16 protein-coding genes are annotated in these 14,947 nt (G+C 61.8%); 5 read left to right on the top strand and 11 right to left on the bottom strand.

Annotated elements, in window-relative coordinates; genetic code table 11:
* Nucleotides 1-4 precede the first annotated feature (4 nt).
* The 3 genes from NE357_RS06715 to NE357_RS06705 all read right to left on the bottom strand — a co-directional run bounded on the left by NE357_RS06715 (nt 5) and on the right by NE357_RS06705 (nt 2,426).
* Complete coding sequence (locus NE357_RS06715; protein WP_169429220.1) at nt 5-721, bottom strand: hypothetical protein; 717 nt, start codon at nt 719-721, stop codon at nt 5-7.
* A gap of 194 nt (nt 722-915) precedes the next feature.
* Nucleotides 916-1,494 carry a hypothetical protein gene (locus tag NE357_RS06710; RefSeq protein ID WP_349306015.1) on the bottom strand — a complete coding sequence of 193 codons (579 nt, stop codon included), beginning with the start codon at nt 1,492-1,494 and terminating at the stop codon, nt 916-918.
* Nucleotides 1,495-1,514: 20 nt separating this feature from the next.
* On the bottom strand, nt 1,515-2,426 hold the full coding sequence (locus tag NE357_RS06705) for a LysR family transcriptional regulator (RefSeq protein WP_169429219.1): 912 nt from the start codon (nt 2,424-2,426) through the stop codon (nt 1,515-1,517).
* Nucleotides 2,427-2,504: 78 nt separating this feature from the next.
* Here NE357_RS06705 and NE357_RS06700 point away from each other — a divergent pair, with 78 nt between their 5' ends.
* Nucleotides 2,505-2,993, top strand: coding sequence for a DMT family transporter (locus NE357_RS06700; protein WP_169429218.1), 489 nt, complete (start codon nt 2,505-2,507; stop codon nt 2,991-2,993).
* Between the two features lie 32 nt (nt 2,994-3,025).
* On the opposite strand, the gene NE357_RS06695 is transcribed toward NE357_RS06700, so the two are convergent.
* The 4 genes from NE357_RS06695 to NE357_RS06680 form a co-directional block, all read right to left on the bottom strand.
* Nucleotides 3,026-4,357: an MFS transporter gene (locus NE357_RS06695; protein WP_011332861.1), complete on the bottom strand. Its 1,332-nt coding sequence runs from the start codon at nt 4,355-4,357 to the stop codon at nt 3,026-3,028.
* 81 nt (nt 4,358-4,438) lie between these two features.
* Complete coding sequence (locus NE357_RS06690) at nt 4,439-5,365, bottom strand: hydroxymethylglutaryl-CoA lyase (protein WP_169429217.1); 927 nt, start codon at nt 5,363-5,365, stop codon at nt 4,439-4,441.
* Nucleotides 5,362-6,555, bottom strand: a complete 1,194-nt coding sequence (locus tag NE357_RS06685; protein ID WP_169429216.1) for a CaiB/BaiF CoA transferase family protein — start codon at nt 6,553-6,555, stop codon at nt 5,362-5,364. The genes NE357_RS06690 and NE357_RS06685 overlap by 4 nt, the downstream gene beginning before the upstream one ends.
* A 102-nt stretch (nt 6,556-6,657) precedes the next feature.
* Nucleotides 6,658-7,566 (bottom strand): LysR family transcriptional regulator, encoded by a 909-nt coding sequence (locus NE357_RS06680; protein WP_169429215.1) that lies wholly within the window; start codon nt 7,564-7,566, stop codon nt 6,658-6,660.
* A gap of 233 nt (nt 7,567-7,799) precedes the next feature.
* On the opposite strand from NE357_RS06680, the gene NE357_RS06675 reads away from it, so the two are divergent.
* On the top strand, nt 7,800-9,035 hold the full coding sequence (locus tag NE357_RS06675; RefSeq protein ID WP_169429214.1) for an aminotransferase class I/II-fold pyridoxal phosphate-dependent enzyme: 1,236 nt from the start codon (nt 7,800-7,802) through the stop codon (nt 9,033-9,035).
* A 137-nt stretch (nt 9,036-9,172) separates the two neighbouring features.
* On the opposite strand, the gene yiaY is transcribed toward NE357_RS06675, so the two are convergent.
* Nucleotides 9,173-10,321 (bottom strand): L-threonine dehydrogenase, encoded by a 1,149-nt coding sequence (gene yiaY, locus NE357_RS06670; protein WP_169429213.1) that lies wholly within the window; start codon nt 10,319-10,321, stop codon nt 9,173-9,175.
* A 155-nt stretch (nt 10,322-10,476) separates the two neighbouring features.
* On the opposite strand from yiaY, the gene NE357_RS06665 reads away from it, so the two are divergent.
* Nucleotides 10,477-11,496 carry a DUF4917 family protein gene (locus tag NE357_RS06665; protein WP_169429212.1) on the top strand — a complete coding sequence of 340 codons (1,020 nt, stop codon included), beginning with the start codon at nt 10,477-10,479 and terminating at the stop codon, nt 11,494-11,496.
* Here NE357_RS06665 and NE357_RS06660 read toward each other — a convergent pair whose 3' ends face one another.
* Nucleotides 11,497-12,039, bottom strand: a complete 543-nt coding sequence (locus NE357_RS06660; RefSeq protein ID WP_169429211.1) for a helix-turn-helix domain-containing protein — start codon at nt 12,037-12,039, stop codon at nt 11,497-11,499.
* 108 nt (nt 12,040-12,147) lie between these two features.
* Between NE357_RS06660 and NE357_RS06655 the strand changes: the two genes are divergently transcribed.
* Nucleotides 12,148-12,930 carry an aldolase gene (locus NE357_RS06655; RefSeq protein ID WP_169429210.1) on the top strand — a complete coding sequence of 261 codons (783 nt, stop codon included), beginning with the start codon at nt 12,148-12,150 and terminating at the stop codon, nt 12,928-12,930.
* A 26-nt stretch (nt 12,931-12,956) separates the two neighbouring features.
* Entirely contained in the window at nt 12,957-13,838 is an 882-nt protein-coding gene (locus NE357_RS06650) for a dihydrodipicolinate synthase family protein (protein WP_169429209.1), read from the top strand.
* A gap of 61 nt (nt 13,839-13,899) precedes the next feature.
* On the opposite strand, the gene NE357_RS06645 is transcribed toward NE357_RS06650, so the two are convergent.
* Together NE357_RS06645 and NE357_RS06640 are read right to left on the bottom strand one after the other, a co-directional pair.
* The gene (locus NE357_RS06645; RefSeq protein WP_169429208.1) at nt 13,900-14,244 is read right to left on the bottom strand and encodes a YegP family protein; all 345 of its coding nucleotides are present in this window, start codon (nt 14,242-14,244) and stop codon (nt 13,900-13,902) included.
* A gap of 22 nt (nt 14,245-14,266) precedes the next feature.
* Entirely contained in the window at nt 14,267-14,848 is a 582-nt protein-coding gene (locus NE357_RS06640; RefSeq protein WP_085605454.1) for a DJ-1/PfpI family protein, read from the bottom strand.
* Between the last annotated feature and the right edge of the window lie 99 nt (nt 14,849-14,947).

The raw sequence follows: 14,947 nt of genomic DNA, 5'->3' as shown, positions 1-14,947 counted from the left end.
CGGGTCAGTAACCTCTGAGGTCTTCGGGGAGGGTGTATTGCTTGCCGTCGTAGGTCAGGGTGATTTGGGTTTTCTTCAGTGGGGAATCCTGGGAAACGCATTCCTTGCCGGCCTTGACGGTTTTCATCGCCGTGCCGCTTGAGGTGACGATCAGGTCGGCCAAGCCATTGTGGCTGGTCGGGCCGATTTCCACGGTTCGGCGAATTTGCCGTCCTTCACCTTCGCATTCATCCATCCACTCACCATGGTTCTTGTAGACCACCAGACCTTCCAGTACCGGGCGCAGTTTGCCGCCTTCACGCACATACAGCGCCAGATCGGTTTTTTCGTATGGATTGGCGCGAGAGCTGTGCTCGAACTTCGAACGCAGACCAAAGGCACGGACATCCGGAGCCAGCCGATAACGGGCCGTGTCGATCACCAGATCATCGAACCGGATGGCATCGGAGTTGTAAGCGCCGGGTTTGGAGTAAGTGGCAATCGGCATGGCGTTGGTGCTGTTCAGCACCGCCAGATCCAGATCAAACACGCCCGCATCGTCATTACCAGCGTCCGGGATATATGTGGACTTGAGGGCAATCACCTGCTCCTTGAACGCCGGCCATGGTTTGCAGCGCGAGAGCGACTGGTCGTCGTGATTCTTTGTTACACAGGCCGGCTGCGCCTGGGCGGTAATCGCGAAAAAGCTGAGGGCGATGAAAAGTCGGGTTGGGGTGAGCATTGTTCTTCCTTGAATTAAGTCGCGTTGGCTCTGTATCACTCGATGGCTTTGAAACCTTTAGGCAAAACGTATGATTTTCCGTCGTAGCGAAGGGTTGTCAGTTCAGGGCTGCTGACACTGGTCTTTTCTTCACAAGTGTCGCCTTGGACGACATTGGTCGTCCCTTTCTGCCGGGTTTTGATGATCAGATCGGCTTAACCATGGGAGCTGGTCTTGGCAATTTCTACCGTTCTGGTCGTCTCATATCGCTCGCCGGCGCAATCACCGTCCCATTCACCGCCGTACTCATAAACCACTAATTGACTGAGCACTGGACGCAACTTTTCGCCCTCTCTCACATAAAGAGAGAGGTGCGTTTCCTCAAGCGGGTTGAGGCGAGAGGCATTGGTGAATTGGACGCGAACGCCAAACGCCCGTATCTCTGGGGTGAGCTTGTAGCGCGCGGTATCGAGTGAGAGCTCTTGCAACGCCACCCCACCCGAAAAGAAAGCGGAGGCCTGGTGATAAGTGGCAACCGGTTTCGTTTGGTCGCTTTTCAAGACCGATAAATTGAAATCATAGGTGCCGCTCGTGTCGGTGCCACCCGGCACGGAGCTGCGTTCAAATTTCGCGTTCGCGCTGATGTTCAACCCCGGATAAGCGGGCCACTCCTTGCACACGGAGAAATCCAGATCACCGGTCACCGGCGCAGGCACACAATCAGCCAACACCTGCCCCGCCATCAACGCCCCACACAGCGCCACCCAACCAACGACCCCAGACTTCACTGTCACGCCCCGCTCCTTGATGTTTTTCAGTCGCGCACTATCCCCTCCCCGATCCGCTGATTCAACCAGTTCAACGCCTGATCCCCGCCCCGCCGCTTGTGCCATGCCGACACAAACGTGAACGGCGCAATTTCAAACGGCGGCGGCACGACGATCAGCGATTCGTCATCCACCTCATTCAACGCTCGCGAAGCCACCGTGAGGATCAGGTCCGTGCCACTGATGAACTGCGGCGCGACGCTCCAGTGCGGCAGGCTGATGGCGACGCGGCGGCGTTCGCGTAGGGCGGTCAGGGTGCGTTCGATTTCCGGGGTGCCGCTGCCGCGCATTTCCAGCAAGACATGGGGACGGGAGAGATAGGTTGGCAGGTCGAGAACACCTGCGGCGGGAAGGCTCTGGTGATCCAGGAGGCAGACGTAGCGCTCCTCGAACAGCGGTGTGCTGCGCAGATCGCCAGGCAATTCGGGGAGCACGCCGGCGGCGAGGTCGATGTCGCCGTTGAGCAGGCCTTCGACCATGCCTTCGCGGCTGGCATGGCTGATTTGCAGATCAATGCCCGGCGCTTCGGTGCGCAAGGTGCGAATCAGGCCGGGCAGGATGATCGCCGCGCCGTAGTCCGACATCGCGAGGCGAAAGGTCCGACGGGCGCTGGCCGGGTCGAAGGTATTCGGCGCCAGCAGCGATTGCACTTGGGCCAGGGTCTCGGCCAGTGGCGCCGCCAGCTCCAGCGCCCGCGCGGTGGGGACCAGCCCCGAACCGGCACGCACCAACAATGGATCACCCAGCAAGTCGCGCAGACGCGCCAACGCGTGGCTGACCGCCGGTTGACTCAGGTGCAGGCGTTCGGCGGCGCGGGTCACGTGTTGCTCGCCGAGCAAGGCGTCGAGGATCACCAGCAGGTTGAGGTCGATGCGGCGCAGATCATTCATTCGATGCATGTTCCGGATACCAAAACAGAATTTAAATCTGCTCGACGAATACCCTAGAGTCCAGCAAAACCTTGCCGGAGAACGATCATGGGAACGATGCAGTGGGTCGGATTGCTGCTGTTGGCGGTATTTGCCGGGGCGGTAGTGCCGTTTCAGAGTGCGATCAACATCAATCTGGCGCGGGGGTTGGGGCATCCGCTGTGGGCGACGCTGACCTCGCTGGTGGTGAGCGTGCTGGTGTTGTTGCCGGTGATTGTCGTCCTGCGCTTGCCACTGCCGTCGCTGGCCCCGCTCGGCAAGCTGCCGCTGTGGATGTGGACCGGCGGGGCGTTCGGGGTGTGCTTCGTGGCCTTGGCGGTGGTGTTGCTGCCGAAACTGGGGGCTTCGGGATTTCTGGCGCTGGCCCTGGCCGGGCAAATGATCACGTCAATCGTGCTGGATCATTTCGGCCTGTTCGGGCTGGTGGAGAAACACCTGACATTGCCGCGCCTGTTCGGCGCGCTGTTGTTGATGGCGGGAGTGGTGCTGATCCAGTTTGGCGACTCGGCTGCCAAGACCCTGGCATCGGCGGGCTGATCGTGCGCTATCGGCACGACCAGCCCGACACCTCAGTACTTGTCCAGCGTGCGCAGTTTCTGCGGCAGCCCCCACAGCAGCAACGCCGCCGCGATCAGCGCCGCCACGCCGATGACATACAGCGCCGGCGTGGTGCTGCCGGTCAGGTCCTTGATCCGGCCGACCATCACCGGGCTGACGATACCGCCGAACTGGCCCAGGGTGTTGATCACCGCAATCCCGCCCGCCGCACCGGCCCCGGCGCCCGCCAGCAGTTTCGGTGGCAAGGTCCAGAAGCTCGGAATCGACGCGATGATCCCGGCGCCCAACAAGCCAAGAGCGACGATCAAAAACGTGGTGTGGCTGGCGAAAATCCCCGCGCTGAAGAACCCGATAGCGCCGACGATCACCAGCCCCGCGACAAACTTGCGCCGCTCACCCGTGGCATCGGACAGACGACCGATCACCACCATGCTGATCGCACCGCAGATATACGGGATCGAGGTCAGCAGGCCGATCATTACCGGGCTCTCGGTGCCGGCACTGCGGATCAGTTGCGGGGCCCAGAAATTCAGGCCGTAGGACGCGACCTGGATCAGGAAGTAGATCAGCCCCAGGGTCAGGAAACCGGGAATCTTCAACGCCGCCAGCAACGAGCCGCCGCTCTTGTGCGGTTCGTGATGGGCGATGCGGCTGGCCAGCAGTTTTTTCTCTTCCGGGGTCAGCCAGTGAGCGTCCTCGATGCGGTCCTTGAGCAAGGTCAGCACCAGGAAACCCAGCCCCACGCACGGCACGCCACCGAGCAGAAACAACCAGTGCCAGCCGCGCATTTGCAGCACGCCGTCGAGGTGTTCCAGCACCAGTCCGGAGAACGGCGCACCGACGAGACCGGCAAACGCCGAGGCCAGGAACAGCATCGAAGTGATGCGGCCACGGAAATGCTGCGGGAACCACAGCGTCAGGTAATACAGCACGCCGGGGGCGAAACCGGCCTCCATCGCGCCGATCAGAAAGCGCAGCACGTAGAACTGCCATTCGCTGTTGACGAACACCATCAGTGCCGTCGCCACGCCCCAGGACATCATGATCCGGGCGATCCAGCGCCGCGCGCCGACCTTGTACAGCATCATGTTGCTCGGTACTTCGAACAGCACGTAACCGACCACGAACAGCCCGGCCCCGAGACCGTAAGCGGTGTCGCTCAGGCTCAGGTCGGCCTGCAACTGGAACTTGGCGAAGCTGATGTTGATGCGGTCGAAGAAGGCGAACAGGTAGCAGACCATGATCAACGGCATCAGGCGCCAGGCGACCTTGCTGACCAGGGCTTTTTCGGCGTCGTGATCGACGGACGAGCTTGCGCCCGCCTCCATTACATTGAGGCTCATAGTTTTTCTCCAGGCGGACTGCCGGTGGGCGTCCGATTGTTTTTGTTGTCTGGTTCGGGGGTTGTCAGTGAGCGTGTGAAATCAGCCGGGAATCGGGTGCAGATCGCAATTGCGTCCGGCCTTGGCCAGTTGACCGGGCACTTCATGACCCAGCAGCGCGGGCAGTCCACGGGACAGTTTCAGCAGCAACGGCAGATCGATGCCGGTGCGAATGCCGACTTCGTCGCAGAGGTTCACCAGGTCTTCGGTGCAGATGTTGCCCGATGCGCCGGGCGCGAACGGACAGCCACCTAGCCCGCCCAGCGCCGCGTCGAAACGCCGGGCGCCCGCTTCGTAAGCCGCCAGCACATTGCACAATCCCAGGCCTCGGGTGTTGTGAAAGTGCAGGGTCAGATCCGCCGCCGAAACCCGCTGCAACACCCGTCGCACCAGTCGGTCGACCTGTCGCGGATTGGCCATGCCGGTGGTGTCGGCCAGGGTGATGCCCTGAATACCGAGTTCTTGATAGGCCTCGACGATTTGCAGCACGCGGTCTTCGTCGATCCCGCCCTCGAACGGGCAACCAAACGTCGTCGCGATGCTGCCGTTGAGCCGTACGCCCGAGCCGCTGGCAAAGGTCACGATCTCGCCGAACGCCGCCAGCGAGGCTTCGCACCGCATGCGCATGTTCGCCAGGTTGTGGGTCTGGCTGGCGGACATCACCAGGTTCAGTTCATCGGCGCCAGCCTCCAGTGCCCGTTGCGCACCCTTGAGGTTGGGAATCAGCGCGACGTACATCACCCCCGGCTGACGCTGGATGCCCTTGAACACCTGCTCACCATCGCGCAGGGCCGGGATCGCTTTCGGCGAGACGAACGAGCCGGCCTCGATGCGGCTGAATCCGGCCCGGGACAGTTGATCGATCAGGGCGATCTTGTCTTCGGTCTCGACCCAGGTCGGCTCGATTTGCAGGCCGTCCCGGGGCGAGACTTCCTGGACGATCAGGGTCTGCGAGTAATCGCTGATCATTGCACCACCCCCTGGCTTTTCAGGCGTTCGATGTCCGAAGCGGTCAGGCCCAGACCGGCGAGGATGGTATCGGTGTGCTGGCCGAGGCCGGGGCCCGACCAGTTCACCCCGCCGGGGGTCTCCGAGAGTTTGGGCACGATGCCCGGCATCTTCACCGTCGCCCCGCCGGGCAACGCGGCGTCGAGCAACATGTCCCGGGCCTGATAGTGCGGATCGGCAACGATGTCGGCTACCGAGTAGATGCGGCCGGCCGGCACTTCGGCGGCTTCCAGTGCGGCCAGTACGTCATGGATCGGCAGGCTGCTGGTCCAGTGGGTGATGGCGGCATCGAGCAGTCCACTCTTCGCGGCACGACCGTCGTTGTGGGCGAACTCTTCGGCTTCGGCCAGATCATCCCGACCGATGACCTGCATCAGGCGCTTGTAGATCGGGTCGCTGTTGCCGGCGATCACCACGTAGGCGCCATCGGCCGTGAGGTAGGTGTTGGAGGGTGCGATGCCCGGCAACGCGCCGCCGCTGCGTTCGCGGACATGGCCGAGCATGTCGTATTCCGGCACCAGGCTTTCCATGACGTTGAACACGCTTTCGGCCAGCGACACATCGACAATCTGCCCGCCGCCCTGCCCGGTCTTGACCCGCAGCAGCGACATCAGTGCACCGATCACCGCGTGCAGCGAAGCCAGTGAGTCGCCGAGGCTGACGCCGACCCGCGCCGGGGGCGAACCGGGGGTGCCGGTGGTGTAGCGAATGCCGCCCATGGCCTCGCCGATCGCACCGAAACCGGGGCGGTCACGGTAAGGGCCGGTCTGGCCGTAGCCGGAAATGCGCACCAGGGTCAGATTGGGGTTGAGCGCGTGCAGCACGTCCCAGCCCAGGCCGAGTTTTTCCAGGGCGCCGGGACGCAGGTTTTCGATGATCACGTCGGCATCGCACGCCAGTTGCTTGACCAGCTCGATGCCTTCGGCGGACTTCAGATTGAGCGCCAGGGATTTCTTGTTGCGCGACTGCAGGTACCACCACAGCGACGTCCCTTCGTGCAGCTTGCGCCATTTGCGCAGCGGGTCGCCCTGCCCCATGGCTTCGATCTTGATCACTTCGGCGCCGAACTCGGCGAGCATGCGCGCGGCAAACGGCGCGGCGATCAGGGTGCCGATTTCGATCACTTTGATTGCACTCAAGGGGGCAGTCATCGCGGGGACCTCTTGTTCTTGGAATTGCTGCCAAGGCTAGAGGAACGTCATGGCTGCAATCCAGCCGTCACTCGGCAACGGGCGTTCGCCAAACGCGAACGCTCAGCTGCCCGTGCGCAGATGTTCGAACAGGATCCGGCTCACCGGCGACAACCCGGCCTCGTCACGCACCACCACGATCAGGTCGCGATCCGACCAGCCATCGGTCAGCGGCACCGCGTGCAGCCCCAGCGCCCGACCGAATAACTCATAAGCGCGCTGCGGCAGGATGCCGATACCCATGTTGGCCTGGACCATCCGGCACACCGCATCGAAGCCCGGTACATGAATGCGGATGCGCAATACCTTGCCGGCCTGCCGCGCAGCGGCATGGGTACGCATGTTGATCGAACTGGCGGCGTGCAGGCCGACGTAATCGCTGTCGAGGGTTTCGCTGAAGGCCACGGATTCACGCACGGCCAACGGATGTTCGGGCAGCATCACCACCACCAGTTTGTCGCGGCGATAGCGCACGCTGTGCAGGCCTTTGATGTCGCTGTCGCTGGAACAGATGCCCAGATCCGCCACGCCATCGAGCACGCCCTGAACCACACCGGCGCTGGGCCGTTCCTCAAGGTCGGTCTTGACCTGCGGCTGTTGCGCGGCGAAATCGCGCAGGTCTTCGGGGAGAAACTGAATGATCGCCGACAGGTTCGCCAGCATCCGCACATAGCCGCGCACGCCGTGGCTGTGCTCGCCCAGTTCAAGGCCCATTTTCTCGACGTTGAACAACATCTGCCGGGCGTGGTGCAACAGGGTTTCGCCGGCCGGGGTCAGGGTCATGCCTTTGGCCTGACGCACGAACAGGCTGATGCCCAGTGCTTCCTCCAGCTCCATCAAGCGCTTGCTCGCCGCCGACACGGCAATCGCCTCGCGGGAGGCGGCACGGGTCAGCGTGCCTTCCTCGTGGACGGCGACGAACAGTTGCAGGGTGATCAGGTCGAGGCGGCGGATCAGGCTTTTTTGCAGCATGGCAAGCTCGATAACGTGGGTCGTTTGTGTCGGCAGAATAGCCGGGATTGCTCTTCGGACAGACACTCAATTGCCTTACAAACTTTTCCGGTAGCGCCCTACGAGCAAAACTCCAAAATCGCTCAGTACTTGCGGAGGGATCCGATTCTGGCCTGGCCTGGCTCTCTGTAAAGTCTGGCAACACACACAATTTGCAACACCCCATGGATTGCCCTGCTCAAGGAGAGCTGCCTGTGAATCACCTGTCGGAATCCGCCAACACTTTCTCCAATTACCGCAAAGTCATCGCTTTGGCAGACCACGATTGGGAGGCTGCGGAGGCTGGAAAAATCGCCGCCCTCAACGTCGAGGTCAAAGGCTGTAATCACTGGCTCGATCAGCACGGGCGCTCTCTCCATCACTTTTGCACCACGTCCTATCTGGGCCTCGATCACCATCCCGCGCTGCTTGAGGGGGCTATCACAGCGCTGCGTGAAACCGGCACGCTGCGCGTTGCCAACTCGAAGAACCGCTGCAAGCTGGCGCTGCTCGATCAGTACGAAAGCGAACTGTCGGAACTGTTCGGCGCTGTGTGCCTGAGCAGTCTGTCCTGCAGCGCCGCGAGTGCCGGAATCCTGCCATTGCTGGCCAGCGGCGTATTCACCCAGAACCGCCCGCCGGTGATGGTGTTCGATCGCCTGGCGCATTATTCGATGAATCACTTGAAAGCCAGTTGCGCCGACGAAACCCAGGTATTGACCTGCCCCCACAACGACATGGATTTTCTCGAATCGGTGTGCCAGCGTCATACCGCCGTCGCCTACATAGCCGACGGGGCCTACAGCATGGGCGGCGTGGCCAATCTGGACGGTCTGCTGTACCTGAAGGAACGTTATGGCCTGTTTCTTTACCTCGATGATTCCCACGCGCTGTCGGTGGTCGGCAGCAACGGCGCCGGTCTTGTACGGCCAAGAATGCCGGCGCTGGAAGAGGATTGCCTGATCGTCGCTTCGCTGGCCAAATCGTTCGGGGCCAGCGGTGGTCTGGTGATGCTCGGGAATGAGCGGCAGAGGAAGTTGATCCAGCGTTACGGCGGGCCGAGCAACTGGTCGCAAAGCCTCAATTGCGCGGCCATCGGCGCGGGCCTTGCGTCGATCCAGTTGCATCGCAGTGCCGAACTGCGCGCCTTGCAGGTTCGGCTCCAGGCCAATATTCGCCTGTTCGACAGCCTCTTGAGCACCGAACAGCACGGCAGTCCCATGGCCATCCGCCTGATCAACTGCGGCGAGGCCGCTCTGGCCAATCGAATCGCCATTGAACTGGCCGAACACGGCTTTTTCACCAGCGCGGTGTTTTTCCCGGTAGTGGCCCAAGGCAAGGCCGCGATCCGCGTGACCCTGCGCGCCGACATGGCATCGACACTGATCCATCACTTCTGTGATTTGATCACCGGACTGTTACTGACTCACAGCGGCCATCGCCACCGCTGAACCTTCACGGACGACTCATGAACCCCAGACTCATCCTGCTTGCTACCTGCTCGACCGTGGCCGTTGGCGCTGCTGTGCTGCGTCCTGGCGTTGGGCGTGGTGCTCTGCACGAGGTTCACGCCCGATCGTCAGTCCGCTTAAAACGCGCTGCGGAAAATCTCTTCGATCTGCCGTTGATCCGCCGCCCGTGGGTTGGTGAAACCGCAGGCGTCTTTCAGGGCGTTGGCCGCGAGTACCGGGATGTCGGTGCACTTGGCACCAAGGTCACGCAAGCCACCGGGGATGTCGACGTCTTTGGCCAGACAACGGATCGCGGCAATCGCCGCCTGCGCGCCCTCCTCCGGACTGAAGCCGCGAATGTCGGCACCCATGGCGTGGGCCACATCGGTGAGGCGATCGGCGCAGACCAATGCGTTGAACGTCTGCACATGGGGCAACAACACCGCGTTGCACACCCCGTGAGGCAAATCGTAGAAACCGCCCAACTGGTGCGCCATCGCATGCACGTAGCCGAGGGACGCATTGTTGAACGCCATGCCCGCGAGGAACTGCGCATACGCCATGTTTTCCCGTGCGGCCAGGTCACTGCCGTCGCGTACCGCCAAACGCAGGTTGTTGCTGATCAGGGTCATCGCTTTCAGCGCGCAGGCGTCGGTGATCGGATTGGCAGCGGTGGACACGTAGGCTTCGATCGCATGGGTCAGTGCGTCCATGCCGGTGGCGGCGGTCAGGCTTTTCGGCATGGCGACCATCAGCGCCGGGTCGTTGACCGACAGCAGCGGCGTGACGTTGCGGTCGACGATGGCCATTTTCACGTGGCGGGTTTCGTCGGTGATGATGCAGAACCGGGTCATTTCGCTGGCGGTGCCGGCGGTGGTGTTGATGGCGATCAGCGGCAGTTGCGGCTTGGTCGATTGATCGACACCTTCGTAGTCGCGGATCTGCCCGCCGTTGGTGGCGCACAAGGCGATGCCTTTGGCGCAGTCGTGGGGCGAGCCACCGCCGAGGGAGACGACGAAGTCGCAACGACTCTCCTTGAGCAGCGCCAGGCCTGACTCGACGTTGGCGGTGCTCGGGTTGGGCTTGGCGCCGTCGAAGATCACCGAATCGATGTCCTGCATCGCCAGTTTCTCGGCAATCATCGTCGCCACACCGGCCTTGGCCAGACCGGCGTCGGTGACGATCAGCGCCTTGCGAAAACCGTAGTTGCGGATCGCATTCATGGCTTCATCAAGGCAGCCGCTGCCCATGATGTTGACCGCGGGAATGAAAAAGGTGCTGCTCATGGCGCGTCTCCTGACTGGGGCCGAATCGACGCTTGCAATTCGGCGGGTGCGCAAAGGATCGACTGATCGGTCACGGCGGATGTTGATCTGGCTCAATGCCCGCTCGTGATAAAGTCGCCGTCCATCTGCCCCTTTGTTTTGAGACGTGCCCTGCAATGACCGATTTTCTGGATGTCGACGCCACACTCGAAGACTGGAACGCGTTGCGCGCCACCACCGACTTCAGTGGCCTGCTGCTGGGCAACGGCGCCAGTCGCGCGGTGTGGGACGATTTCGGCTACGACTCGCTGTTCGAAAACGCCCGCACGGTGGAAGAAAAACCGTTGAGCCCGTCGGAACTGAGCGTGTTCGACGCCCTGCACACGCGCAGCTTCGAGCAGGTGCTCGGCGCGCTGAAAACCACCAGCCGGGTCAACAAGGCACTGGCCGTCAGCTCGGCCGCGCCGCGCAATCGCTACTACGCGATCAAGGAGGCGCTGATCAACGCCGTCCACGATTTGCATATTCCGTGGCGACTGGTCGAAGCCTCGACCCTGAGCATTCTTAACCGCGAACTGGCGAGTTACCGCACGGTGTTCACCACCAATTACGACCTGCTCAACTACTGGGCCCTGCAACACCAGGGCGAGGCCATCGACGACCTGTTCAACGGCCCCGACGCCAGCTTCGATCTGTGCGAAAGCAGCACTGAAAAACCACGTTTGCTGTACCTGCACGGCGGCCTGCATCTGGTACGCAACCAGGACGGCACCGCCCGCAAACTGACCGCCACCGAGGGCACGCTGCTGGGCAGTTTCGCGATCAACAACACGATCAAGACCCTCGATGACGTGCCACTGTTCGTCAACGAAGGGCCGAGCGCGGACAAGCTCAAGACCATCCGCAGTTCCGATTACCTGTCGTTCTGCTACGACCAACTGCTCGCGCACGGCGACAGTCTGTGCATCTTCGGCCATGCCCTGGGCGAGCAGGATGCGCACGTAGTCCGGGCGCTGCGGCTGGCGAAACCGAAGACCGTGGCGATCTCGATCTACCCGCGCAGCGCGGCGTTCATCCAGCACCAGAAGCGCCACTACGCGAAGGTGTTCGAGGGCACGGGCGCCCGATTGCGGTTCTATGACTCGAAGAGCCATGCGTTGGGCAATCCAAAGCTGTCGGTGCCGGTCGAGGTCTGATCACTCCTCGCGGCTGTGCACCACCACCAGTAACTGCGCCTGCTCCTCGCCCACCGAGCGGATCCGGTGCGGTTTCTGCGCATTGAAGTGCAGCGCGTCCCCCCGCTCCAGCAACACCCGTTCGTTCATGAAGTCCACTTCGACCCGGCCTTCGTGAACGAACAAAAACTCCTCGCCCAAGTGTTCCTTGAAGGTCTTGTCGGTGAATTCAGTCGGCGGATAGATGATGAACGGCAGCAGGCTGCGTTCGCTGACCTGATGGGCCAGCACCGCGTAACCCGGGCTGTGATCGTTGGCCGCCAGGGACTGACGTTCGTGGCTGCGCACCAGGCTGTAGCTGTCGAGGCTGACGTTGTCTTCGGAGAACAGCTCTTCGACCTTCACGTTCAGCGCCTTGGCCAGTTTCAGCGCGGCGGCAATCGACGGCGTGTTCAACCCGCGCTCGACCTTCGACAGATAACTCTTGGTCATGCCGGATTTCTCGGCCAGCGCCTCAAGGGTTACGCCAAGTTTTTTTCTCAATAATTTCAAACGGATAGACATGCGAAGCGATTAATCCAGCAAAGGAAAGACGATTTGTCCTTGCCAATGACACAAAGTGTCATATAGCCTCTCGAGTGTCATCCATGGCAACCACCACAGGACACGGATATGGCCAAGACATTAGCACTACCCAAAGACCAACTGGTCAAGCAAGCGCTGACCCAGATGCAAAAAACCCTGGCGGATAATACGTGGACAGACCGGCAAAAGCTGGCCCTGACCTGCCGGATCCTGTTCGAGAACGGCCACGATTCGGGCCTCGCCGGGCAAATCACCGCCCGTGGCCCGCAGCCGGGCACTTACTACACGCAGCAACTGGGCCTGGGCTTCGACGAAATCACCGCGAGCAATCTGCTTTTGGTCAACGAAGACCTGGAAGTGCTCGAAGGCCACGGCATGGCCAACCCGGCCAACCGTTTCCACAGCTGGGTGTACCGCGCCCGGCCGGACGTGAACTGCATCATTCACACTCACCCGACGCACATTGCCGCGCTGTCGATGCTGGAAGTGCCGCTGCAGATTTCCCACATGGACCTGTGCCCGCTGTACGACGATTGCGCGTTCCTTGAAGGCTGGCCGGGTGTGCCGGTGGGCAACGAAGAAGGCGAGTTGATTGCCGGTGCGTTGGGCGACAAACGGGCGATCCTGCTTTCCCACCACGGGCAGCTGTCCACCGGCACAACCATCGAGGAAGCCTGTGTCATCGCGCAACTGATCGAGCGCGCCGCCAAGCTGCAATTGCTGGCGATGGCTGCCGGGACGATCAAGCCGATCATCCCCGAGCTGGGTCGCGAGGCCCATGACTGGGTCTCGAAACCCAAACGCCACGCCGCTGCATTCAACTACTACGCCCGGCAGAACCTGCGTCAGCACGCCGATTGCCTGAACTGAACACCTCATCCTTGCGGAGCACTCACATGTCCAACATTCACGGCATCATCGGCTACACCATCACCCCGTTCGGCGCCAACGGCGAAGGCGTTGACCTGCCGGCCCTCGGCCGCTCCATCGACCGTCTGATCGCCGGCGGCGTCCACGCCATCGCGCCACTGGGCAGCACCGGCGAAGGCGCTTACCTGAGCGATGCGGAGTGGGACCAGGTCGCCGAGTTCAGCATCAAACACGTGGCCAAACGGGTGCCGACCGTGGTCAGCGTATCCGACCTGACCACCGCCAAAGCGGTGCGTCGCGCACGCTTTGCCGAAGCTCACGGCGCCGATGTGGTGATGGTGCTGCCGGCGTCCTACTGGAAACTCACCGAGGCGGAAATCCTCGCCCACTACCGCGCCATCGGCGACAACATCGGCGTGCCGATCATGCTCTACAACAACCCGGCCACCAGCGGCACCGACATGTCGGTGGAGCTGATCCTGCGCATCGTCAACGGCGTGGAAAACGTGACCATGGTCAAGGAGAGCACCGGCGACATCCAGCGTATGCACAAGCTGCAACTGCTCGGCGAAGGCCGGGTGCCGTTCTACAACGGCTGCAATCCGCTGGCGCTGGAAGCGTTCGCCGCCGGGGCGAAAGGCTGGTGCACGGCGGCGCCGAACCTGATTGCGCAACTCAACCTGGATTTGTACGAAGCCACGCTGGCGGGGAATCTGGGCAAGGCGCGTGAGCTGTTCTACCGCCAGTTACCGCTGCTGGACTTCATCCTCAAGGGCGGCTTGCCGGCGACGATCAAGGCCGGGCTGCGACTGACCGATCTGGAAGTCGGCGATCCGCGGTTGCCGGTGTTCCCGCTGAGCGAGGCCGGGCGCAATCAGTTGCAGGCCATTCTCAAAACCCTGAGCTGAGTTCAACGTACACACCAACCCTGTGGGAGCAAGCTCGCTCTCACAGGGTTTTGAGCTGGATTCAAAGCACCGGCAGGGTTTTATCCTTGATCACCTTGGTCGGCCCATTGGCCTTCACGGCGGCGATGCCTTTGGCACACGCCGCGTCGGACGAGTAGGACTCGCTGCTGCCGATGACCTGGTGATTGGCAGCCTTGAGGTTGAAATACGGATGCCCGTCCTTCGTCGATTTCTTCTCGTAGCGCTCGTCCAGCGGGCTGTTGACCTGCACCGAAGCGATGCCGTTGTCGGCGGCCGTGCGGGTGGTGTACAGCTCGCTGGTCAGAATGGTTTCGGCATTCGCCGCTTTCAGCACGAACTTGTACTGGCCGTTGCTGCTTTTGCTCAACTCATACCATCCGGACATGCTGTTTCTCCTTATCGATGTGTCACAGGGTGATTTTGGTTCCAAGCAACCCCAGGAAACCGGCCAGCCAGTTCGGGTGCGCCGGCCAGGCGGGAGCCGTGGCCAGATTGCCCTGGACATGGCCGTCCGTGACCGGGATGTCGATGTAGGTGCCACCGGCCAGACGCACTTCCGGGGCACAGGCCGGATAGGCGCTGCACTCGCGTCCCTCGAGAATCCCCGCCGCCGCCAGCAGCTGCGCACCGTGACAGACGGCAGCAATCGGCTTGCCGGCCTTGTCGAAAGCCCTCACCAGTTCCAGGACTTTTTCGTTCAGCCGCAGGTATTCCGGCGCACGGCCACCGGGTACCAGCAGGGCGTCGTAGTCCTTGGCATCGACCTTGGCGAAATCAAAGTTCAGGGCAAACTGGTGACCGGGCTTCTCGCTGTAGGTCTGGTCGCCTTCAAAGTCATGAATTGCGGTGCGCACCGTCTTGCCGGCGGCTTTGTCCGGGCAAACGGCGTGGACGGTGTGCCCGACCATTTGCAGGGCCTGGAACGGCACCATCACTTCGTAGTCTTCGACGTAATCGCCAACCAGCATCAGAATCTTTTTCGCGGCCATGGGCAGGGCTCCTCTGGTGAATGCACAGGAGTATTCAAAATAGTCCAAGGACCGCGATGGCGTTCGCAAACTGTATGGATAACTCTGCTCTCAGCTGTA

The organism is Pseudomonas sp. G7(2022) (genome assembly GCF_052660475.1).
Note: the sequence above shows the minus strand (reverse complement) of the source record. Positions and strands in the feature narration are given on the sequence as shown.